Raw genomic sequence first — 21,539 nt, 5'->3', positions numbered from 1 at the left:
ATTTATGGCAACGAATGCAATTCCCACCGTACGCGAGCCTCAGGCTCCGCTGAAGACCTTCGTCAATGAAGCTTTCCAGAACTTCACAAACTCCGCTGTGAAGGCGAACATGCAGGAAGCTCTTCGCCTGGTGGAGAGTGAATTGGGTAAGGAATACCCGCTCATCCTTGGTGGTGAACGGGTGTATGCCGCGGAGAAGATCGTCTCTACCAATCCCGCGAATCCAGCCCAGAAGATTGGTGTGCATCAGGAAGCAGAGCTTGCGCATGTGGAGCAGGCTGTGGCCGCTGGTGAGAAGGCATTCCAGACGTGGAGCCGCGTACCGGTGCAGCAGCGTGTGCAGTTACTGCTGGATGTTGCGAAGCTGGTACAGCAGCGCAAGAACGAGTTCTGCGCATGGCTGACGTATGAAGTTGGCAAGAACTGGGCCGAGGCAGATGCCGACGTGGCCGAGTGCATCGACTTCCTGGAGTTCTATGCGCGTGAGGCGCTGAAGCTGGACCGCGCGACCACCCCAATTCAGTTTCCGGGAGAGAAGAACACGCTGCGCTACATCCCCTTGGGTGTCGGTGCGGTGATTCCGCCGTGGAACTTCCCGTTGGCCATCATGGCTGGCATGACTATGGCTGCCGTTGTCAGCGGCAACACCGTGGTGCTGAAGCCGTCGCCCGATGCGGGGACCATTGCTTCGCGCTTCTTTGCGTTGCTGGAAGAGGCAGGCATGCCGGAAGGCGTGGTTAACCTGTGCCAGGGTACGGGCGACCGCGTGGGCGCCGCGCTGGTGGCGAACGCGAAGATTCGCTTCATTGCCTTTACCGGCTCGAAGAAGGTGGGCCTCATCGTGCACGAGACCGCCGCGAAGACACAGCCCGGGCAGCGCTTCATCAAGCGAACCATCCTTGAAATGGGTGGCAAGGACGCCATTCTGGTTGACGCGGATGCGGACATCGATGCAGCGGTTGAAGGCGTTGTGGCCAGCGCATTCGGTTTCAGCGGCCAAAAGTGCTCGGCATGTTCGCGGGCAGTGGTGGATGCGCACATTTACGACGTCTTCTGCGATCGCCTCGTGGAACGCGTAGAGAAGATCAAGGTCGGCGATCCCGTGGAGAACTTTGCCATGGGGCCGGTCGTGAACAAGATCGCGTTTGATCGCGTGTTGAACGCCATTGAGACAGGCAAGATGGAAGGCCGGCTACTGACTGGTGGCGAGGCATTTGCGAATGAAACCGGGGGCTACTATGTGAAGCCAACTGTCTTCGCCGATATCGCCCCGAACGCACGTATTGCACAGGAAGAGATCTTCGGACCAGTGCTGGCGGTGATCAAGTCGCAAAACTTCGACGAGGCCTTGGATATCGTTAACGGCACGGAGTATGGCCTTACCGGCGCTATCTATTCCATGTCACGCGAACGTCTGGACCGCGCGGCGCAGGAGTTCCATGTGGGGAACCTGTACCTAAATCGCAAGTGCACAGGGGCCATGGTGGGGGCGCATCCGTTCGGCGGCTTCAACATGAGCGGGACGGATTCCAAGGCGGGCGGTGGCGATTACCTCCTGCTCTTTACGCAGGCGAAGTCCATCGCAGAGAAACAGGGCGTCATTGACGAGTCGGACCAAATGCCGAAGCCGAACGGCATTTAAATTCTGCTTCAAAAGTCTTATAAGGGGCATGGCGATTGTCATGCCCCTTTGTTATGCAGGGAAGTGCAAATGAAGAAGGCGAGCGCCGAAGCGCTCGCCTTCTTAAAGTCCAACTGAGAAACTGGTTTACGCGTTGGTACGTGCAACCTCGCGCAGACGGGCAGCCTTGCCACGCAGACCGCGCAGGTAGAACAGCTTGGCGCGACGCACTTCGTACGAACGAACCTTCTCAACCTTGTCGACAACCTTCGAGTTGAAGGGGAAGATACGCTCAACGCCCTGGCCGAAGCTCATCTTACGGACGGTAAAGGACCCCTGAGGTCCGTTCTTGCGAGCGATGCACATGCCCTCAAACGCCTGAAGACGCTCTTTGTCGCCTTCCTTGATCTTGACCTGTACGCGCACGGTGTCGCCTGGAGCGAATTCCGGAAGGTCTGTACGCTCCAGCTTGGCTGCGAGCTTCTGCATGATGGGATGAATGGACATGATGCCTGAATTCCTTACTTAGTAATCGTTTTTCAGTATACCGCAGAATCTGGAAAAGTTGGTATAAATCGCACTCGCGTGGCGTATTGGTCTGCGTGTTTCTTTAATCCTTGCGCAGTTTCGCCAGAAAACGTCTATCTTCCGCGGATAGAGCTGCGGTTTCCAATAGATCAGGCCGATTTGTAACTGTTTTTTGCAGCGCCTGTTGCCTCCGCCACTTGCGAATCGCAGTATGGTCGCCGCCTGCTAGAACATCGGGAATGGCAATACCGCGGAACTCCGCCGGACGCGTGTAGTGCGGGTAATCGAGAAGCCCCGCTGAGGGCGACATGGCCAGCGGCGGAGCGTCTTCGGCCTGTTCGCTATCATGCGCATGGCCGAAGCTTTCGTAATGAGCAGAATCGGGGTTGCCGAGCACTCCCGGAAGCAGGCGTACCACGGCATCTACGACGACTGCCGCGCCTAATTCACCGCCGGAAAGGACATAGTCTCCGATGGAGATCTCGCGGTCGCAGTGTAGCGCGTTTACTCGTTCGTCCACGCCTTCGTAGCGCCCGCAAACCAGTACGAGGCGATCCAGCGACTTCAATTCCTGCGCAACAGACTGTGTGAATGGGCGCCCTTGTGCCGAAAGCAGGACCACAGACTCTTTCTGCGTGTCGCGACTTGGCTTAGGGGCGATTCCAAGCGATTCGATGGCCTCGCTTAGAGGTTCTGGCTTCAGAACCATCCCCTCGCCACCCCCGAAGGGGCGGTCATCGACGGTGCGGTGTCGGTCGTGGGTAAAGCTCCGTAGATCTACACAGTTCACGGACGCAATCCCTGCAGACAACGCCCGTGCGACTACGCCATAGCGCAGGGTGCTTTCCAGAAAAGCGGGGAAGATGGTCACGATGTCGACTTGCAGGGCCATGATGAGAGTCGCTATTCCTCAGGGTAACCGGAGGTTCTAGCCGTTCATCTCCAGAAGGCCATCCGGCAAGTTCATTTCGATCTTTCGGGCCAAAGTGTCGATGCTGGCAACGAAGGCATTCGCAAACGGGATGAGTATCTCGTCTCCGTTGGCCCGTTCCACAACAAAGAGCGCAGCGGCGTCATCAATGCGCTTTCCAGAAGGATCCTGGGGGAAATGCATATCAACAACTGTGCCCACCATATCGCCGTGATGCACCATCTGGCATCCGATCAGATCGCTAACGTAATAGTTTCCATCTGATAGCGTAAGTCGTTGATCTGAAGCTATTTCAATTGTTGCATCGAGAAGCTTTTCGGCATCGGAAATCGAATCGACACCCTGGAGTTTAATAACGATCCGTCCAGCGCTACGCCCGGTGGGCAGCCACGAGTCTTCTACGACCGCGGGCTTAGGCTCGCCGTCTGGAAGACGAAGGAAGATGTTGGGATATTGCCGTAGCTGCTCTGGGAAGTCCGTCTTCAGGTCGGCCAGAACTTCTCCGCGTCGTCCCTGAGGACGTACCACGCGAGCCAGCGTGATCCAATCCGCTGCCATTTGAGCCGCCTTTACTCCGACTGCACATCCAGGCTGAAGCGATGCTGCATCTTGCTTCCGGCGGCGCTGAGGATGGTTCGCAGCGACCTTGCCGTACGTCCTTGCTTGCCGATCACCTTGCCCAAATCGTCCGGGTGAACGAAGAGGCGGATAACCGTTTCAGATTCAAATGCTTCTGATTCCACCCGCAGGTTTTCCGGATGGTCTACGAGTGCTTTAGCAATCCCGGTAAGAAGCTCAGAGATATGATTCACAGATTCAGGGGAGGAATGGTCCGTCATACGTACCTTGGAAGGGAATGAGATTCATACCTTGCTCAGCAACCATACACTACCGCTGCGCAGAGAAACTCTTCCGAACTTAGATGATCCTATACCGCCAGAAGTGACTGAAATAAAACAGCCGCGGAGCTATGCGAATCATTGAAGGCATAGAACCGCGGCCCGAGGTGGAAACGCTCCTTACAGTGGCTTAGGCAGCCACTGCTTCGGTCGCGGGCGCGTTCTTAACGAGCTTCGCAACGATATCCGACATCTGAGCGCCAACGCCGGTCCAGTAGTCGATACGGTCACGCTTCAGGCTAACCGTTGCAGGTTCGGTACGCGGATTGTAGGTACCAACCACTTCGATAGAACGGCCGTTGCGGGCGCGATCCTTTTCGATCACAACGATGCGGTAGTAGGGCTGCTTACGCGCTCCAACGCGCGCCAAACGAATCATGACCACTTGGTTACTTCCTCACTCACAAACAATGTCTTGGTGATGGCCGGTGCACGAGGCAGCGGAAATTGCGCAATGCCTGCCACCGACGGGGGTGCGCGCAACACATTCCAACCTATCTATTGTGGGCTATTGAGCCTAAAAATACAAGAAGGGGACGGCTAAGATCCTCCATAAAACGTAATTCCAATATCTTTTCGCATTGCCGCACCCGGGCTACTCGGCGCATGCACCTTGAAAAATCACGGATGATACCGATACCGGCGATCTGCCAGAGCCTCGTCAGAGGGGATTCACGGTTAGAGCCAAACCCATCGAGTATTCTTCCTGCGAAGGATGCCAGACGAATTCGTCTTTCCGCGCCGTAAGTGCGTCCGAAGACTGTACTATGCGTCCATATCGATAGAGCACGGCATCCCACCTAGTACCCGGAGGGTAGCACCATGCACCGCGAATACCACGTGGATCAATCGGAGGCATTGGGGCGCTCCATGGAGCATCTGGTCTTCGGTCAGGATGGTCTGCCGGTGATCGTCTTTCCCACCTCGCGCGGCCGATTTTACGAATTTGAAGATCAGGCGATGGTGGGGGCGCTGGAAACGAAGATCAACCGTGGCCAGATTCAACTGTGGTGCGTTGATTCGGTGAATCACGAAAGTTGGTTCGCTGAAGGTGCCGAAGGAAGCTGGTGTGTCGCAAGGCATCTTCAGTATGAGCACTACATCCTGGACGAACTGGTGCCATACATCCATAGGCGTAATCGAAACAAGATGCTGGCCGTGATGGGATGTTCCTTCGGTGGGTTTCACAGCATGAGCATGGCTTTACGCCACCCCGACAAGATCAATGCGGCGTTGTCTATGGGAGGAGCATTCGACGTTGCCCGTTTCCTCCACGGCTATTACTGCGACGATCTGTACTTCACCCTACCGATGGACTTTCTGCCAAATCTGCACGATCCCTGGTATCTGGATCGCTACCGCCATAACACCTACATCCTCGCCACCGGACATCACGATCAGTACTGGAACGACAATGAGCGATTGGCGGAGATGATGCGTAATAAGGGCGTTCCTGTTCGGTTCGATGTCTGGGGGGACAATACCGGACACGATTGGCCATGGTGGCGCCGCATGGTGCAAACCTACGTGTGAAGCGTTGTCGTTGATGTGTGCTTCAATGTTCCACACGAAGGAACGTTCATGCCGCGCGCTCTCAAATACCTTGCTGCTTTTATTGTCATGCCTCTACTGGCGCAGAAGCCTTCCACTGACACACCTACCCTCAAGACCGCAGCGCGACTCGTTCTGGTGGACGTTGTGGTTACAGATCACAACGGCAAGGCCGTTCGCGGATTAAAGGCAGCGGACTTTCGTCTGACGGAAGATAGTACGTCGCAGACGTTGCGCAACTTTGAAGAACATGTTGCTGGCGCATCTGCACAGGCGGGAGCGATCCAGATGCCTCCCGGCATGTTTACCAATTTCACCACTACGCCGCCAGATAACGTAACGAACATTCTGCTGATCGACCGTCTTAATACTGATCAAATCGACCAACTGAATTTGCATCGGCAATTGGCAACATTTTTGAAGAACGCAGTGCCCGGAACGCGCATCGGCATCTTCATTCTTGGTTCTCAGCTATCGATGTTGCAGGGACCTACAACAGACCTGACAAGGCTGCGCGCGGCGATGCAATCCGCCACAACGCGTGAAGCAACGCTGAAGCCTGACCAGCTACACGACTCCTTTGCCGACCAGATGGAGAACCTGGGCGCCCCTCCTGCCGTTGTGGGGTCATTACGACAGTTCGAAGCCCAGACAAACGCGAATCAATTGGATTTTCGAGTGAAGTCGACGTTGGCAGCCATGAACCAGTTGGGCCGCTATCTCTCTGGACTGCCTGGGCGTAAGAATCTGGTGTGGCTCTCTGGTTCGTTCCCACTGAATGTCTTTCCGGATAGTACTCGGGCGCCCGGTGATCCATTTGCTACCTCTGCGAACTACCAGGCCGAACTCCGTAAGACAACTAGTCTCCTGGCTCAGGCACAGGTCGCGGTCTACCCAGTGGGTGCCGCTGGGTTGCGTGTATCGCCTGTCTTTGAGGCAGAGAACAACAAGACTTATTCAAATCGCCTGCACGCCTCTCTGCCTAGCCGAGGTGCAACCGACAACGCGGAATTCGAATCAACCGTTCTTGCTGAGAACGACACAATGAACGTAATGGCTCAATCCACCGGAGGCCGTGCCTTTCACGACACCAACGGACTAGCGGACGCTGTTGCTTCCGCACTGACAGACGGAGCCGACTACTACACACTTGCATACACGCCGACGAATGCAAAGACCGATGGAGGCTATCGCAAGATCAAGTTGCAGCTTTCGAATCCTGCTTACATGCTGCGTTATCGTCGCGGCTACTTTGCTTCACCTGCCAACGTTGCAGCCCAAACGTCTGCTGCCATGCGCGGTGCAACCTCACTTGGTGCACCTGCACCGGCAGAAATCTTCCTGAAGTCGGCGGTCTTCCCGGCAACCCCAGACAATCCGGAAGAAGTTGAGGCGGCTCCCCATAACCTGCTCGCAGCCAATGTTGTCGGCCCATTCCAGCGCTACACGATCGACACCATTGTGAACCCGACCGACCTGGCCTTCGAACACGGCGACGACGATAAAGTCCGTGCCAGCTTTGACGTTGCCGTGCTTGTGTACCGTGCGGACGGCGTGTTGATGAATCATCTGACCAATCAGCTCCATGCGTCTGCCACGCAGCAGGAGCTGCAGAAGGATATGCAGCAGGGCATACAGTTTCACGAAGAGATCAGCGTTCCCGCCAAAGGTGATTACTTCCTGCGGATTGTGGTGCATGACGTTGTCACGGACAAGGTCGGCGCGGTTGAAGTGCCTATCGACAGTGTCCGCAAACTTGCTCCGCTTCACGCTGCCACGAAATAAGAAATCGCCAGTAAGCAGAACGCTTACTGGCGATTCAACTTTCGGATAGCGAATTACTTCGTCTTCAATACCACCACACTTGCAATTGGATCGATGGCATTTGCAGGAAGCGTTACGTCCACACCATCGCCGTTCTGTTTAAAGGTGAGCGGCTTCTTTGTTGCCAGCAGATAGGCTCCGGTTACCTTACGCGGCATCTTGTCCAGGTGCAGCGTGGTGCCGGGCCACTTGAAGATTTCTACATAGACTTTGTCAGCCTTTGTTGTGGAACGCCATTCCCACGAGGGAATCCACTTTGGCTGCTTGGTCTTCTCATTAATCTCCGTCTTGCTGAAGCTGCCTGCTTCCGGTCCGAAGAGCGTCGGTGAGGTGCCATAGATAGCTTCTCCATTGACACTCATCCACTTGCCTACTTGCTGCAGCCGTTCTACCTCTGCGGGCGGAACAACGCCATGCGAGTCCGGCCCAATGTTCAGAAGGTAATTGCCGCCTTTGCTGGCAATATCGATCAGGTTGCGCACCAGTGTTTCAGTGGACTTGAAGTTATTGTCATAGGACTTGTAGCCCCATGTGTCGTTCATGGTCATGCATGATTCCCAATCGCGTCCGGGATATCCCTGCGGTGGAATGAACTGTTCGGGAGTTTCCGTATCACCCTGATATTTGCCGCCAAGACGGTTGTTCCAGATGAGGTTCGGATATTTGTTAAGCAGCTTAACGATCTCCGCGGAACGCTCCGGAGTCATTGCATCTCCGGGCGTGTCGAACCACACGACAACGGGATACTGCTTGTAATTCGTCAGCAGCTCCGTCAACTGCGGAATGGCTTTCTTGTGCAGGTACTCGTCAAAGCTGCCATCCTGCGCCTTGTCCCAGTGGTGTGTCTTTGGATCATGTCCCGGACGCATTGCCGCGCCGCCGCCAGGTGCTGTCCAGTCCTGCGACTGCGAATAGTAGAAGCCAAGCTTTACGCCCTGCTTACGGCATTCTTCCGCGAGTTCCTTCAGAGGGTCACGATGAAATGGTGTTGCCGCAACAATGTTGAAGGGATCAGCCTTTGAGTCAAACATTGCGAAGCCATCATGATGCTTCGACGTGATGACGATGTACTTCATGCCTGCTGCCTTCGCCAACGCAACGATGTCATGCGCATTGAAGCCTGTCGGATTGAACTGTGAGGCGAGCGCCTTGTAATCGGCAACGGGAATGCTGGCGTTGTTCATGATCCACTCGCCGATGCCAGGAATCTGCTTCCCATCCCATGTGCCTGCGGGAATGGAGTAGAGGCCCCAATGGATAAACATGCCGAAGCGTGCTTCGCGCCACCACGCCATACGTGCGTCGCGCTGCGCTGGTGTTTCTGTATCCTGAATGGCTTTGACAGGGTGGTTCACAGTTGCGGTGTCGATTCGCGATCCCTCAAGCTGCGCCTGCGCACATACGCTTACAGCTGCTACACATCCTGCTGCCACCATTGACTTCCAACGCATCATCCTGACCTTCTCCTTGCACAAGCTTGAGCTTCGCGACGGCAAATGCCAACGTGCAAACCCGGGAGGATTGTAATGGCGCACCTGCAGGAACTGACAGTTGTTTCAAAATGCGAGGCGCGGTCTGCTGTGGGGCAGAGGGTTGGAGATGCATCGAGACGGATCATTGCCGAGGAAGAATGCATTTGTGAGAGCTGCTGTATTGGCGATGCTGGTGGTTGCACCATGCGCAGCGGCGCAAACACTTGGTCACTATATTGGCGGCTTCAGCGGGTTGGATAACGGCACATCCGCGCCTCCAGGATTTTATGCAGCAGAATTCGGCCTGGTCGAACCTGTGAACAGTATTAAGGGACCCAATGGCGGAACGGTAGTGCGGCCAGACATCAATGTAGGTGGTGCCATCACGGCGTTCAGCTATACCTCGCAAAAGAAAATTTTGGGAGGTGAGTATGGTCTGGCGTTTATGGTTCCGGTATTGAACACTCGTTTCAATTCCAATCTGTTTAACAAGTCCGCGCAGTCCGCAGGAATATCAGACATCTTGTTCGAGCCTGTGAATCTTGGATGGGCTAAAGGCGCAGCGAATTACACGTTGAACTACGCGTTCTATGCGCCCACTGGCGACTTCGATCCGAATTCCGCTTTGAATCCTGGACTGGGTTTCTGGGAACACCAGGTTTCGGGAGGCATGTCACTCAGCCTGGATAAGAAGAAACTCTGGAATGCGTCCGCGTTAACCATATGGGAGTTCAATCATTCCAAGTTGGGTGAGGACCTTAAGCCGGGCCCAATCTTCAATGCCGAATACAGCTTCGGCCGTCGCTTCTTCAAGTACCAGATGAACGCTGGCTTTGTCGGCTATGCCTCGCAGAAGCTTTCTGCCGATAGCGGGTCTGCGGTGGGTTCATTGACGCAGGGATATCGCGATCGTGGATTTGGTGCTGGCGGCGAGTGGAAGTTTACTGACATCAAACACAGGCTTGCTTACGACGTTCGTTTTGAACAGCAGTACGGCGTGCAGTTACGAACATCGGGGCAGGTGGTTGTCTTCAGCATCACGTATCTCAAGATGACTCCACCAAAGCCTTCCAAATAGCGCATCGCAACGAATCTACTCCTCACTCTGTTCGCGAATTCTGCTGCTCACGTTGCCGTCTCTCGCAACGCGATAGAGTCGTACATGCATCCACATGTGTGGACGGGAGTAGGCAGTGAAGTTGTTGGCGACGATCGCGTTGGGAATGGTTGTGCTCGCTCATGCGCAGCAGCAGACAGGAGCCTCCGGCGGTATCGCCGTGGCTCCCGCACCAGAATCGTCCACCACTGCTCCAGCTTCAGACAATACTGCGCAGGATTCCCATTCCTTCCGCATCCGGTTGCTCGACGGCCGAAACGGTAGTCCTGTCGCGGGCGGACACGTGAAGCTGTGGTACGACGAACCATCTGGAAGCGGCTACATCCTGGCGACGAATGGGCGTGGCGTTGCGCTGATGCCTGCTCCCGTTGGACAGCCTGTGCGCATCCTCGTGCGCAGCGATGGTGCAGTGGATTGCCGCCATGCGCAGCGTTACAGCCCACCGATTGGTTACAACCTAGCGGATATCGCAGCGAAGGGAACGGCAGCTGAGAATACCTGTGGTGATGTTGCTGTACGCATCGCTCCGGGAGAGCTGGTCCTGTTTGTTCGGCCGCAGCGATGGTACGAAAAGCTGAATCAAAATCCACCGACGAATGTTCCCTAACGGAAACGGCTTCTGCTGTGTTCCAAAGGATGCAAAACGTGTCGCGCTGCTTGTGTTGCTCGATTGAGATGGTTTGGATACCAAACTAAGTTATTTTCAGCAGCGCCAGATTGCCGCGCGACTGTATGCGACTGGCGACGTCTGCGCAGTGCGTAGAAGCGCGCTTCTACGTATTGAATTGTTCAGTGAAATCAACTACATGCACACTCGCTAGGGCGAGGAAGCAGTCGTGGAATTTGCCGCGAAAGATTGGCAGTCTGCGATGAAGCCCCGCGCCATTTTGTAAGGAAAGTGAACTTTCCAGAAAATTTTTTAGAAAACCCTCTCCACGAATCGCCGGATTCACGCTATTGTGATTACACATCGACATACAAATCAGCCGTCCTGTGTGTCGGAGTCCGCTTCAAACACAGGTTTTCTTTGCAAACGCAGAGCCGCGTTGGCTTAGCCAACTCGTACCTCCGATTCGAATACCGCAGTTCATCCTGAGGAGACTCGTAATGGATTTGAAGAACTTCGCTTCCGCCCAGCAGTACTTTTCCCGCCGTTCGTTCGTTCGTAACGCGGGTATCGCATCGGCTGCAGCTGCAGCGATGCCGTCGTTTGCAAAGGCCATGAGCCAGCAGGCTGCTGCACAGGCTCCGGTAGATGGCCCGAACGGCCGTCAGCGTGGTGGCATGCGCATGCCAATGGCTGCTGACACCGTGATCATTTCCTCAAACGAAAATCCGCTTGGACCGGCTCCCGTCGCTTTGGAAGCGATCAGTGCTGCTGCCAAGAAGGGTGGTCGTTATGATCGCGAATATTCGTCTGCAATGACGAAGGCTATCAGCGATCAGTTCCAGCTCAAGCCGGGTTATGTCCGCGTCTATCCGGGTTCGGGTGGTCCGCTGGATCTCGCGCTGTATTCCAACATCGGTCCCGACAAGCCGCTCGTTGTTGGCGATCCTTCGTATGAGCAGGGCTTCCGCGCTGCAGCCACTTGTAAAGCCAAGTGTCATATGATCCCGCTCGACAAGACGACCTACAAGTATGACGTGAAGGCGATGTTGGCTGCCGACCCCAAGCCCGGTGCCTACTACATTGTGAACCCCAACAATCCCACCGGCACCATCACTCCCAAAGAAGACATCGTGTGGCTGGTGAAGAATAAGCCCGCCGGTTCTGTCGTGATCGTGGATGAGGCCTACCACCACTTCTCCAATCAGGATTCGGTTCTGGATCTAGTCGCTCAGGATCAGGACATTATCGTGCTTCGCACGTTCTCGAAGATCTACGGTATGGCCGGCGTTCGCGCAGGCTTTGCCTTCGGTCGTCCTGACCTGCTGGCACGGTTCGAGAATGTCACGGTGAACAACCGTCAGATCGGCTCCATCTCGCTGACCTCGGCCTCCGCCGCTGCCGCTAGCTTGACCGATCCGAATCTGGTGCCGTTGCGCCGCAAGATCAACCGCGATGTTCTGGACGATACGCTCGCGTTCCTTCAGAAGAATAACTACAGCTTTGTACCGGGGGCCCAGGCGAACATGTTCATGGTGGACGTGAAGCGCCCGGGTATGGAAGTGCAGAAGATGATGATGACGGAGAAGGTGGCAATTGGCCGTGTGTGGCCGATCATGCCTACCTACGTTCGCGTCACTGTCGGCACGCCGGACGAGATGAAGAAGTTCCAGGTGGCGTTCCACAAGGTGATGAACGAGCCTACTGTGGCGCACGCGATGCTGCACGAGTACGACATTCCGCACGAGCTTGATCGTGCGTAACCCTGCTGATCGCAGGTGATAGAAGAAGCCCCGACGATTGCAGCGTCGGGGCTTCTTCTTTTCAGTAATTTTCAATAGAGACAAGGGCCACCCGGTGGGTGGCCCTTGTGATTGGGGGAGGGTTGTGGGCGTTGCCGCCGTGTCAAGTGGGCTGTGTTAGCGCACCTTGATGGAGGAGCGGAGGGTGAAGCTGACTACGCTCTCCGCGGGGATGGTGACGTCGCGGCTGCCCGTATAGGCACCGGCTGCTGTACCAGCGCCAGCGCCAGCCAGACCGCCGATGAGTGCACCCTTGCCGCCGCCAGCCAATCCACCGATGAGGGCACCAGCACCTGCGCCACCGCCGATGAAGCCTGCGGAGCGCTTGCCGCGACCCTTGGCCGTTGCAACGTATTCGCTGGTCTGTACGCTGTGGCTTCCAATGGCGGTGAGAGCAATGCCGAGGTTACCTTCGCCCTTGATGCGTCCGCGGCCCTTGGCGCTGGTGATCTCGCCCTTGACCGCAGTACCACGCGGGAAGGCCGTGACACCCTTGACGACGATGGCGTTGTTGAGGGAGCCGGTGAACGGCGTTCCTACTCCACCGCTATGTTCTGCCGAGAGGGACTCGGTGGTGCGGATGGTCACGGTGATGCCGGAGGGGACTACCAGTGGTGCTGGTGCCGGTGGGGGAGTGGGGGCTGTCTCCGGGGCTGGAAGGACGGGTGCAGCGGCAGTGGTTACCGGGGCAGCGGGAGTCATGGCAGGTGCGGGAGCTGCCGTGGTTGCAGCCGGTGCGGGCGCTCCCGTGGTTGGGTTCACCGGTGTTCCGGTTGCGGGGGAGATGGGAGCGCTGCCGTTGCCAACTGCTACGACAGTGGAGCCGACAGGAAGTGCCTGGCCAGCAGGTATGACCTGTGTGGTGCCGTCGGGCACGCGGACTGTGGTTGCGCCAGTTGCACTGGCATCGTTCGAATGGCAGCCTGCAAGCAGGCCGATGGAAAGTGTGGCGCAGAGTGCAAGGGAACGGACAGATGCTCGCATCCGAAAGGACCTCCTGAACCAACCGCTTCGTGCTGGGGGATAGCGCGGTGTCATTACCGTGAGATGCAAACTGGCAGCTTGTGTCGCCTTGGTGGTGCAGTATTTCCGGTTGGTCAGGGGCAACCTGTCTGTTTGCGCGGGCATTGCGACTGGCCAGGATGACGGTCGTCGTTATGAGTGTTGGCGATCTCGGAGCAGAGCTGAGGTAGAAACACGAATGCCGCGAACCATTCGGTTTCGCGGCATCAGTTTCCTGGTACGAGTAGCGAAGAGCAGTTAGATCTTGGCTTCGCGGTAGGGAACGTGCTTGCGCACGACCGGATCGTACTTCTTGAACTCCAGCTTGGCGCTGGTGGTCTTGGGGTTCTTGCTGGTGGTGTAGAAGTGGCCGGTGCCAGCAGAGGAGACGAGCTTAATGAGGGTACGCATGTTTGTGTGTTATCCCTTCGCCTGGAGCAGAGCGGCCTCAACGCCGATCTTGTTAATGGTGCGCAGACCACGTGCTGAAACACGCATACGCACAAACTTCTTCTCGGAGGGAACCCAGATGCGCTTCCACTGAAGGTTCGGCTCCCAGCGACGACGCGTCTTGTTGTTCGCGTGCGACACTTTATTTCCGCTCATCGGACGCTTGCCGGTGATGGGGCATACCTTTGCCATGACGATCTCCTGATGCCGGGTCCGATGTTTCAGACCAACCCTACGATTATGTCAGATTTTGACCAGATTTGCACGGAATTCTGCAATGAAGTTTGTGGAATCTGATGGGGTGCGTGGTATACCTCCCCTCCCCCCTGTTTTTCTAAAATCGTCTTTCTATTGGGGTTACGGCTTGGGTGGCTGCAAAATCGTCTGCCCATTGGGTTTAGGGGCAAAATCGTCTTTCTAAACGAGTTAGGGTCGCGCTTGGACGCGGCCCTTTTCTCTGCTGTTTCTATTCTAGAGCGTTGGCGGAAATACCATGCCAACTCTATTTCTTGTGGTTTGTTGAGGTTGAGTCGGTGTGGGGCTTGACAGGATCGTGTCAAGCCGCTGACGGCGAGATTGGCGACTAGCCGTCAGAAGGAAAGCAAGATCATCATCGCTTGATTTCTAAGCGGTGGCTTTGGGCTGGAGTTCGATGGTTACTTTTTCGATCTTGCCGGTGAAGACGAAGGGCATCTCGTAGGTGAAGTCGACGGGCGAACCGATGTCGCAACCTATATCCAGACCTTCGTTCATCGTGAAACGAATCGGGATGGTTCTCTCGATGCGGCCTTCGGCTACTTTCTTTCCGTTGGCGGACATGGTGATCTTTCCACCCTTGCCCTTGCCGCCACCGTCGTAAGCGAAATCCACGACAAGTTTTGTTTTGCCTTTGGGGAGCGGAGCCTTCGCTGTAAATGTCGGACGATCAACCAGCACGTTGTAGACGAAGGTTGGAACATTGTCGCGAAGGTAAAGGCCATAGCCACCTTCGAATCCACCGTGAGTGACAACCATGCCGCTCGTCTTGTCGTCGAGCAGTTCGATGTCTGCGCTGATGGTCCACGATTTGTTGATCATGGACGGCGACGCAGCATCGGGGAGCCCGATGGTGCCGGGATAGTAGGTCATCTTGTTGCGTCCGGCGGTCAGGCTTGGACGCCCCATGGCCTCTCCATCCATGCGGACGGTACCGCGCCAATCAAGCGGCATGACGTTGTATTTCGAGGCTTCAACCCACCACAGGTCCTGTAGTTGTCTCAGCTTGTCAGGGTACTTTTCAGCCAGGTCGTTGGCCTGCGAAAAATCCTCTTCGATGTTGTAGAGCTCCCACGGAGCTTTATCTAAATCCCAGCCGCCACGATTTGGCTCCCAGGGCACGAACGAAGGAGAGGAAGCCATCCATCCGTCGTGATAAAGACCGCGATTGCATGCGAGTTCGAAGTACTGCGTCTTGCGAACAGCTTCGGCTTTTGCATCGCCAAATGTGGAGACGAAGCTTACACCTTCAATGGGTCGCTGCTGCACACCATTCAATTCACGTGGAGGCGTGATACCGCATACCTCGTAAATCGTTGGGACGATATCGATGATGTGAAGGAACTGCGACCGCACACCGCCTTTATCTTTGATACGGGCGGGCCATGAGACGATCATCGGGTTCCGCGTGCCACCGAAGTGACTGGCGACCTGCTTGGTCCACTGGAAAGGTGCGTTCATGGCGTGCGCCCATGAGGCAGGGAAGTGGTTGAAGTGCTTCGGGCCACCTAATTCATCAATGACCTTGATGTTGTCTTGCCACTTCTCAGCGAAGCCGTTGAAGAACATGTTGTCGCTGATGGAACCTTCCAGGCCGCCTTCAGCGCTTGATCCGTTGTCGCCGGCAATGTAGATGATCAACGTGTTGTCAGCGCCGGGGAGTTGCTTTACGGCATCGACTACGCGACCAAGCTCGTGGTCGCAGTGTGCGGCATATGCTGCAAAGACTTCCATCATGTGCGCGTAGAGGCGCTTCTGATCTGCATTGAGGGAGTCCCACGCAGGAAGACCTTTGGAGCGTTCGGTGAGTTTGGTGTCCTTAGGAACGACGCCAAGTTTCTTTTGGCGCGCGAGTGTTTGTTCGCGGTATTTGTCCCAGCCCTCATCGAACTGGCCTTTGAACTTATCGATCCAATCCTTGGGGACGTGGTGCGGAGCATGCGTGGCGCCCGGCGCAACGTAGAGAAAGAAGGGGCGAGTGGGGGCAATGCTTGTGGCCTGCCTGACCCAAGCAATGGATTTATCCGCAATGTCTACGGTGAGGTGGTAATTGGGATCTGTGGAGCGCGGAACCAGGTTGCGGTTCTCGTAAAGTATGGGCTCCCAGTGATCCATGGAACCTGCGTTAAAGCCATAGAAGTAGTCGAAGCCAAGACCATTGGCCCAACGGTCGAATGGCCCTACGGCACTGGTCTCCCATGTGGGTGTGTTGTGATTCTTGCCGACCCATGCGGTCATGTATCCGTTCTGACGGAGGACCTCACCAACACTGCCGCAACTCTTTGGCAGGATGCAGGTGTAGCCGTCGTAGCCGGTGGCAATCTCAGTGATGCCTGCAAAGGCAGCGGAGTGATGATTGCGACCGGTAATCATCGCTGCGCGGGAAGGGCTGCAAAGAGCGGTGGTGTGAAAGCGGTTGTAGCGAAGACCTTCCGCAGCAAGACGATCCATGGTGGGCGAGGGGATTCCTCCGCCGAAGGTGCCGAACTCACCGAAGCCGCAGTCGTCAATCAGGATGAGCAGAATGTTTGGCGCGCCTTCGGGCGCTTGCACGGGCTTGGGGAATTGCGCGGGATCGGAGTCGAGATAGGTGCGGCCGATTTCGCCGGGGAAATGAAAGTCAGGTCGAGGAAGGATGTTCGGGGTGCCTGCAACTGCCGGTTCAGGAGTCGCGCTTGCTTTCGTCTTCGATGTCGCCATTGGGTTTCCGTCCCTTCACGGAAACGCTAGCGGTCCGTATTTCAACGAACAACTGATGGTTTTTACAGGCGAGCGCGACAAGGCTAGCCACTTACTTCAAGTGGCGATCACTTTTGGTGGTCGTTATGGGTTATGCGCCGGGGAGGCGGATGATGAGGGCCACGAGGGTGGCTCCGCCGAGCATGCTTAGGAGTTGCAGGAGGACGCCGCTGAGGGTGGCTTCGCTGGCGAGTTCCGGCATGAGGTTGACCATGGCGATGTAGACGAAGCTGGCGGCGCTGATGGGGAGTAGCCAGTCTGTTGCGGAGACTGCTCCGCCGAGCTGCAGATGGCCTGCCGCGAGGACGAGTGCCACGCCGAGCAGCGCTGCGACGCCGACGATGGTGATGAGGCGGATGGCGCGGCCTCGGCCTACCTTGAGGTGCGTGAGCAAGGCGTAGTCGCCCATGCGATGCGGGACTTCATGCAGGGTGATGGCGACGGCGGTGAGCCAACCGATGCGTCGGCCGGTGTGGAAGGCAGCGGCGACGGCTACGCCATCGACGAAGCTGTGCAGTGTGCCACCGAAGATAAGCGAGAGCGGGCGCGAGCCGTGGTGGTGGTGCGGACCGCAATCGGATTCGCCTGCGGCGGGTGTTTCTACAGGGTGGCCTGTGACCGTGGCGAAGATGCGCTCGAAGCAGAACATGGCGAAGAGCGTTCCAGCGAAGACGAGCCAGAGCGCGGGTGTGTTGCCGAGCGTCTCAATGGAGTCCGGAAGGATGTGCAGCAATGCTGTCGCAAGAAGAACGCCGACCGCGAGCGAGACGAGGTAAGGCAGGCCGCGATCGAGCAGGCGATGGCGTGCGCTGAGCCACAGGGCCGCGGCGATGGCGATGGCCTGAATGGCGGCGACTGCGATTGCTGCTTCCAAAAAACTTTCCTTTCGTACTTGCGCCGGGCCTGTAGTTGTTCAGAGGCTCAGGGCGCGGGGTCGTTCGTTTTGCTTTGGGCGTTCTGCTTAAGCGTTGTGCTTAAGAATGTTGCCCTTTCGGTTCTATCACGCAGGGAGGGATGGCAGGTCCGAGGGGGACTTCCAATGGATGATTTCGCCGTCGGGAAGTTGCAGGGAAGTGACGGGGGCGATGCCTCGCAGGGCATTGCAGAGCGCGATGGATGTGGCGTTGCGCAGGTCGTCGAGGGTGATGGTGCGCTCTGTGAGCAGGCCGGTGGCGATGAGTTGTTCGCGATAGACGCCGGGGAGGACACCGCTGTAGAGCGGTGGTGTGAACCAGTGGTCGTCGATCTTTGCGAGCAGTGTGGCGATGCAGCTTTCTGTTACTTCGCCTGCGGTGTTGAGGAAGAGTGTGTCGTGGAAGCCGTTGGTGAGTGCGGCTTCGAGCTCTGGCTGGTATTCGGGGCGGAAGGTGGTTTTGTGGCGCAGGTGTGGGCTGTCTGCGCGTGTTTGTTGGTGGCTTAGGCGAAGGCGCAGTTGCTGCGGCCATGCGGGTGCTGGAGCGAGGGTGATTTCTGTTTCGCCGTTGCGGTGCAGCAGGAGGCGCACGCGTTGTGGTGTTGTTTTGTTGATGGCTGCGTGGATGCTGGCTTCGATCTGCCTGGTGTTGCAGGTGAAGCCGAGTGCTTCTGCTGAGGATTGCAGGCGTTGCAGATGATGTTGCAGGAGCGCGATGTTGTTGGTCTCCGCGCGCATGGTTTCGATGAGTTGGATGGGTTGCGATGCGCGCTGCACGAATGAGGCTTTGAGCAGCATCTCGCGGTATTCGGAGGCGGCTGTGGAGTCTGCGACGATGCCTCCGCCTGCGCCGAGTGTGAGTGTGTTGTTTTCAAGGACGGCGGTGCGGATGGCGATGTTGAAGCAGGCGCTGCGGTCGGGTGCGAAATAGCCGATGGCTCCGGTGTAGACGCCGCGTGGGGATGCTTCGAGTTTTTGAATGAGTTCGACGGTGTGGCGCTTGGGCGCGCCGGTGATGGAGCCTCCGGGGAAGAGTGCGCGGAAGACTTCGGACCACGGTGTTTTCGCTGGCAACTGTCCGCGGATGGTGGAGGTCATCTGGTGAACCGTGGGGAGGCTTTCGATGTCGAAGAGGCTGGCTGCGTGAACGCTGCCGATGCGGCAGATGCGGTTCATGTCGTTGCGCAGGAGATCGACGATCATGACGTGTTCGGCGCGATTCTTTTCGTCGTGTTGCAGGGCTTCGGCTAGCGCTTGGTCTTCTTCGGCGTTGGCGCTGCGCGGAGATGTGCCTTTCATGGGGCGTGTGGCGATGTTGCCTGCGGCGTCGACGTTGAAGAAAAGCTCGGGTGAGAAGGAGAGGATGGTGCTGTTGGGGAGCAGGTTGAGGATGGCGCCGAAGCTGCATGGCTGTTGCGCGTGCAGGGCGTCGTATACCTGCTGCGGTGTGTGTGTGCAGGGTGAGGTGAGTGGGTTGGTGAAGTTGACCTGGTAGGTGTCGCCTGCGGCGATCCATCGCTGGATGCGGTTGATGGCTGCTGTGTATTGCGCTGGCGTGATGGTGGGCATCAGCGCTAGTTGTAGTGGCTGGGTTTGTGGTGTTGTTTCACGTTCGTGTTGCGCGGTGTGATCGAAGGCTTGCGGTTGGCGATAGATGCCGAAGATGGCGATGGGGCCTGACGTGGCGCGCGGGGGGAGTTGGAGGAAGTGTGCGCCTGCTTCGTAGGCCATCCATCCGGCGACCCAATGGCCGTTTTGCGATGCGGCTTCGAGAGCTGCGAAGAGTGTGGGGAGATCGTTCGGCGTGTTGGCCGTGAGGATTTCGATGGGGTCTTCAAAGAGCAGCGAGGTGTGCTCCGTGGCGGAGGGCAACGAGGATTCGAGCAGGATGCTGCCGGGATTTGCGAACGCGCGGGTGCGCCATGCAGAAGGGAGTGGCGACCACGGATTTGAAGATGCGGACACCTCTTCAGTGTCTCGCAGATAGGGGTTTGTTGTGGTGTGGGTCTTGCAGATGCAGGTTAGTTGCGGCGGTGTCGGGTGATGAACATGGCGCGTGCGGTCTGGCCTGCCTCGCAGGTGTAGCGACGGCGGCGGACGGCGTCGATCCATGCGACGTCGCCGGTTTCCAGCGTGCGCGTTTCGTTTTCTGAGACGAGGGTCAGGCGGCCTTCCATGACGAGTGTGAATTCGACGCCTTCGAAGGGGCGAGGCTGGAAGGTGATCTCTTCACCGGAGGCGCGGAAGTCTGCGATGCAGGGGTGCATGCTGCCGTCAGAGATGAGGGCGGAGAGACTGTCTGTGACGAAGTTTGCGTTGGCGTTTGTGCTGCGTTGCAGACGGACGCGTTCCTGGCGGCGAAGGATGCGGAAGGTGATGGGGGCTTCGTCGCGGAAGAAGTAGGAGAGGTCCTTCTGGAAGGCCATGGCGATGCGGGCGAGGTTGCGTACGGTGGGAACGACGCGACCGGTTTCAAGCTGGGAGAGAAAGGATGCAGAGAGGTCTGTTTTTTTGCCGAGTTCTACAAGGCCCATGGAGCGCTTCATGCGCAGGCGACGGATGCGCTCGCCAAGGGACTTCTGTTCGATGACAGCCTCTGCCTGGGTGGGATCGACTACATCGAAGTCGGAGTCGGATTGTTTGTCTTCATCGACATTCATATGTAATGTTCGATGTCAAGCAAACGACAGAAGCTGCCCGGAAGTGGCAGCTTCTGTCGTTTGTGATTTGTGAGGGCGATGTGGTTTAGAAGTCGTCTTCGAAGGCAACCTCGCCGCCGACGGCGGTCTGGTAGGCGGAGACGCGACGCTCGAAGAAGTTGGTGAGCTCCTGCACGTCCTGCAGTTCCATGAAGGAAAAGGGGTTCTTCGTCTTGAAGTGCGGCTCGATGCCGAGGCGAACGAGGCGGGAGTCAGCCACGTAGCCGAGGTAAGCGCGCATGTCGCGGACGGAGAGACCGGCGACGCCGCCGGAGAGCAGGTCTTCTGCAAACTGGGCTTCGGCGTCAATGGCTTCGGCCATCATTTCGCGGATCTGGTCTTCAAGCTGAGCGTCCCAGAGGTCGGGTTCCTGCTCGCGGACGACGCGAACGACTTCGAAGGCAAATTCGATGTGGCAGCTCTCGTCGCGGAAGACCCAGTTGGTGCCCGAGGCGAGGCCGTGGAGCAGGCCCTTGCTGCGGAAGAAGTAGACATATGCGAAGGCTGCGAAGAAGAACAGGCCTTCAATGCAGGCAGCGAAGCAGATGAGGTTCAGCAGGAAGTTGCGACGGTCTGCCTTGGTGGACAGGTGGTCGAGCTGCTGGATGCTGTCCATCCACTTCATGCAGAAGTCGGCTTTTTTGTTGATGGAGGGGATGTTCTCAACGGCGGCGAAGGCCTCAGCGCGCTCGTTGGGGTCGGGAACGTAGTTGTCGAGCAGCGTGAGGTAGAACTGCACGTGCACGGCCTCTTCGTAGAGCTGGCGCGAGAGATATAGACGCGCTTCCGGCGAATTGATGTGCTTGTAGAGGTTGAGCACGAGGTTATTCGACACGATAGAATCTCCAGTCGCGAAGAAGGCGACGAGACGCTTGATCGTGTGGATTTCAGCCGGTGTGATCTTGGCACGCAGATCGACCAGGTCGGTGGAGAAGTCGACTTCTTCCACGGTCCACGTGTTCTTAATGCCGTCGCGGAACATGTCGTAGAACTGCGGGTACTTCATGGGGCGTAGCGTGAGGCATAGGCCCGGATCGAGGATGGTGTCGGGAACGGCAACGGATGATCCGTGCGTGAGGGTTTCGGTGGACATCGGTGGTTCTCCTGGTACTTCGTACTGTTCTCGACA

Annotated in this window: 20 protein-coding genes; 6 read left to right on the top strand and 14 right to left on the bottom strand. The window is 57.0% G+C overall.

Going from position 1 to position 21,539, the window contains the following annotated elements; translation table 11 throughout:
• The first annotated feature begins 4 nt into the window (after positions 1 to 4).
• Positions 5 to 1,642, top strand: coding sequence for an L-glutamate gamma-semialdehyde dehydrogenase (gene pruA / locus BLT38_RS09985; RefSeq protein ID WP_083345038.1), 1,638 nt, complete (start codon positions 5 to 7; stop codon positions 1,640 to 1,642).
• Positions 1,643 to 1,768: 126 nt separating this feature from the next.
• On the opposite strand, the gene rplS is transcribed toward pruA, so the two are convergent.
• The 5 genes from rplS to rpsP form a co-directional block, all read right to left on the bottom strand.
• Positions 1,769 to 2,128, bottom strand: a complete 360-nt coding sequence (rplS, locus tag BLT38_RS09980) for a 50S ribosomal protein L19 (RefSeq protein ID WP_083345037.1) — start codon at positions 2,126 to 2,128, stop codon at positions 1,769 to 1,771.
• Positions 2,129 to 2,231: 103 nt separating this feature from the next.
• Positions 2,232 to 3,035: a tRNA (guanosine(37)-N1)-methyltransferase TrmD gene (gene trmD / locus BLT38_RS09975; RefSeq protein ID WP_083347028.1), complete on the bottom strand. Its 804-nt coding sequence runs from the start codon at positions 3,033 to 3,035 to the stop codon at positions 2,232 to 2,234.
• Between the two features lie 42 nt (positions 3,036 to 3,077).
• Entirely contained in the window at positions 3,078 to 3,638 is a 561-nt protein-coding gene (gene rimM, locus BLT38_RS09970; RefSeq protein WP_083345036.1) for a ribosome maturation factor RimM, read from the bottom strand.
• An 11-nt stretch (positions 3,639 to 3,649) separates the two neighbouring features.
• Entirely contained in the window at positions 3,650 to 3,892 is a 243-nt protein-coding gene (locus BLT38_RS09965; RefSeq protein ID WP_331711419.1) for a KH domain-containing protein, read from the bottom strand.
• 217 nt (positions 3,893 to 4,109) lie between these two features.
• On the bottom strand, positions 4,110 to 4,358 hold the full coding sequence (gene rpsP, locus BLT38_RS09960) for a 30S ribosomal protein S16 (protein ID WP_047488381.1): 249 nt from the start codon (positions 4,356 to 4,358) through the stop codon (positions 4,110 to 4,112).
• A gap of 491 nt (positions 4,359 to 4,849) precedes the next feature.
• Here rpsP and BLT38_RS09955 point away from each other — a divergent pair, with 491 nt between their 5' ends.
• Positions 4,850 to 5,512, top strand: a complete 663-nt coding sequence (locus BLT38_RS09955; protein ID WP_331711418.1) for an esterase family protein — start codon at positions 4,850 to 4,852, stop codon at positions 5,510 to 5,512.
• 48 nt (positions 5,513 to 5,560) lie between these two features.
• Complete coding sequence (locus tag BLT38_RS09950; protein ID WP_083345034.1) at positions 5,561 to 7,315, top strand: VWA domain-containing protein; 1,755 nt, start codon at positions 5,561 to 5,563, stop codon at positions 7,313 to 7,315.
• A 53-nt stretch (positions 7,316 to 7,368) separates the two neighbouring features.
• On the opposite strand, the gene BLT38_RS09945 is transcribed toward BLT38_RS09950, so the two are convergent.
• On the bottom strand, positions 7,369 to 8,808 hold the full coding sequence (locus tag BLT38_RS09945) for an alpha-L-fucosidase (protein WP_083345033.1): 1,440 nt from the start codon (positions 8,806 to 8,808) through the stop codon (positions 7,369 to 7,371).
• Positions 8,809 to 8,992: 184 nt separating this feature from the next.
• On the opposite strand from BLT38_RS09945, the gene BLT38_RS09940 reads away from it, so the two are divergent.
• From BLT38_RS09940 to BLT38_RS09930, 3 genes are all read left to right on the top strand, one after another.
• Positions 8,993 to 9,904 carry a SphA family protein gene (locus BLT38_RS09940; RefSeq protein ID WP_172838219.1) on the top strand — a complete coding sequence of 304 codons (912 nt, stop codon included), beginning with the start codon at positions 8,993 to 8,995 and terminating at the stop codon, positions 9,902 to 9,904.
• A 115-nt stretch (positions 9,905 to 10,019) separates the two neighbouring features.
• A complete protein-coding gene (locus tag BLT38_RS09935; RefSeq protein WP_231966855.1) occupies positions 10,020 to 10,550 on the top strand; it encodes a hypothetical protein in 531 nt (176 codons plus the stop codon).
• Positions 10,551 to 11,050: 500 nt separating this feature from the next.
• Positions 11,051 to 12,313, top strand: a complete 1,263-nt coding sequence (locus BLT38_RS09930) for a pyridoxal phosphate-dependent aminotransferase (protein WP_083345031.1) — start codon at positions 11,051 to 11,053, stop codon at positions 12,311 to 12,313.
• 156 nt (positions 12,314 to 12,469) lie between these two features.
• Here BLT38_RS09930 and BLT38_RS09925 read toward each other — a convergent pair whose 3' ends face one another.
• The 8 genes from BLT38_RS09925 to BLT38_RS09890 all read right to left on the bottom strand — a co-directional run bounded on the left by BLT38_RS09925 (position 12,470) and on the right by BLT38_RS09890 (position 21,503).
• The gene (locus BLT38_RS09925) at positions 12,470 to 13,336 is read right to left on the bottom strand and encodes a hypothetical protein (protein ID WP_083345030.1); all 867 of its coding nucleotides are present in this window, start codon (positions 13,334 to 13,336) and stop codon (positions 12,470 to 12,472) included.
• A gap of 276 nt (positions 13,337 to 13,612) precedes the next feature.
• Complete coding sequence (rpmG, locus tag BLT38_RS09920) at positions 13,613 to 13,765, bottom strand: 50S ribosomal protein L33 (protein ID WP_083345029.1); 153 nt, start codon at positions 13,763 to 13,765, stop codon at positions 13,613 to 13,615.
• A 9-nt stretch (positions 13,766 to 13,774) separates the two neighbouring features.
• Positions 13,775 to 13,996 (bottom strand): 50S ribosomal protein L28, encoded by a 222-nt coding sequence (rpmB, locus tag BLT38_RS09915; RefSeq protein ID WP_083345028.1) that lies wholly within the window; start codon positions 13,994 to 13,996, stop codon positions 13,775 to 13,777.
• A 432-nt stretch (positions 13,997 to 14,428) separates the two neighbouring features.
• Positions 14,429 to 16,759: an arylsulfatase gene (locus BLT38_RS09910; protein WP_083345027.1), complete on the bottom strand. Its 2,331-nt coding sequence runs from the start codon at positions 16,757 to 16,759 to the stop codon at positions 14,429 to 14,431.
• Positions 16,760 to 16,889: 130 nt separating this feature from the next.
• Positions 16,890 to 17,672 (bottom strand): ZIP family metal transporter, encoded by a 783-nt coding sequence (locus BLT38_RS09905; protein WP_083345026.1) that lies wholly within the window; start codon positions 17,670 to 17,672, stop codon positions 16,890 to 16,892.
• A gap of 126 nt (positions 17,673 to 17,798) precedes the next feature.
• Complete coding sequence (gene pabB, locus BLT38_RS09900; protein ID WP_231966854.1) at positions 17,799 to 19,676, bottom strand: aminodeoxychorismate synthase component I; 1,878 nt, start codon at positions 19,674 to 19,676, stop codon at positions 17,799 to 17,801.
• A 56-nt stretch (positions 19,677 to 19,732) separates the two neighbouring features.
• On the bottom strand, positions 19,733 to 20,371 hold the full coding sequence (locus tag BLT38_RS09895) for a helix-turn-helix domain-containing protein (protein ID WP_083345024.1): 639 nt from the start codon (positions 20,369 to 20,371) through the stop codon (positions 19,733 to 19,735).
• 85 nt (positions 20,372 to 20,456) lie between these two features.
• The gene (locus BLT38_RS09890; RefSeq protein WP_083345023.1) at positions 20,457 to 21,503 is read right to left on the bottom strand and encodes a ribonucleotide-diphosphate reductase subunit beta; all 1,047 of its coding nucleotides are present in this window, start codon (positions 21,501 to 21,503) and stop codon (positions 20,457 to 20,459) included.
• Between the last annotated feature and the right edge of the window lie 36 nt (positions 21,504 to 21,539).

This window comes from Terriglobus roseus, assembly GCF_900102185.1.
GTDB lineage: Bacteria > Acidobacteriota > Terriglobia > Terriglobales > Acidobacteriaceae > Terriglobus > Terriglobus roseus_A.
Note: the sequence above shows the minus strand (reverse complement) of the source record. Positions and strands in the feature narration are given on the sequence as shown.

Coding starts and splice junctions, on each gene's coding strand:
- BLT38_RS09895 (WP_083345024.1), bottom strand. CDS start 20,371: ATGAATGTCGATGAAGACAAACAATCCGACTCCGACTTCGATGTAGTC.
- rplS (WP_083345037.1), bottom strand. CDS start 2,128: ATGTCCATTCATCCCATCATGCAGAAGCTCGCAGCCAAGCTGGAGCGT.
- rpsP (WP_047488381.1), bottom strand. CDS start 4,358: ATGATTCGTTTGGCGCGCGTTGGAGCGCGTAAGCAGCCCTACTACCGC.
- BLT38_RS09890 (WP_083345023.1), bottom strand. CDS start 21,503: ATGTCCACCGAAACCCTCACGCACGGATCATCCGTTGCCGTTCCCGAC.
- BLT38_RS09945 (WP_083345033.1), bottom strand. CDS start 8,808: ATGATGCGTTGGAAGTCAATGGTGGCAGCAGGATGTGTAGCAGCTGTA.
- BLT38_RS09910 (WP_083345027.1), bottom strand. CDS start 16,759: ATGGCGACATCGAAGACGAAAGCAAGCGCGACTCCTGAACCGGCAGTT.
- rpmG (WP_083345029.1), bottom strand. CDS start 13,765: ATGCGTACCCTCATTAAGCTCGTCTCCTCTGCTGGCACCGGCCACTTC.
- BLT38_RS09955 (WP_331711418.1), top strand. CDS start 4,850: ATGGAGCATCTGGTCTTCGGTCAGGATGGTCTGCCGGTGATCGTCTTT.
- rimM (WP_083345036.1), bottom strand. CDS start 3,638: ATGGCAGCGGATTGGATCACGCTGGCTCGCGTGGTACGTCCTCAGGGA.
- BLT38_RS09950 (WP_083345034.1), top strand. CDS start 5,561: ATGCCGCGCGCTCTCAAATACCTTGCTGCTTTTATTGTCATGCCTCTA.
- BLT38_RS09930 (WP_083345031.1), top strand. CDS start 11,051: ATGGATTTGAAGAACTTCGCTTCCGCCCAGCAGTACTTTTCCCGCCGT.
- BLT38_RS09925 (WP_083345030.1), bottom strand. CDS start 13,336: ATGCGAGCATCTGTCCGTTCCCTTGCACTCTGCGCCACACTTTCCATC.
- pruA (WP_083345038.1), top strand. CDS start 5: ATGGCAACGAATGCAATTCCCACCGTACGCGAGCCTCAGGCTCCGCTG.
- rpmB (WP_083345028.1), bottom strand. CDS start 13,996: ATGGCAAAGGTATGCCCCATCACCGGCAAGCGTCCGATGAGCGGAAAT.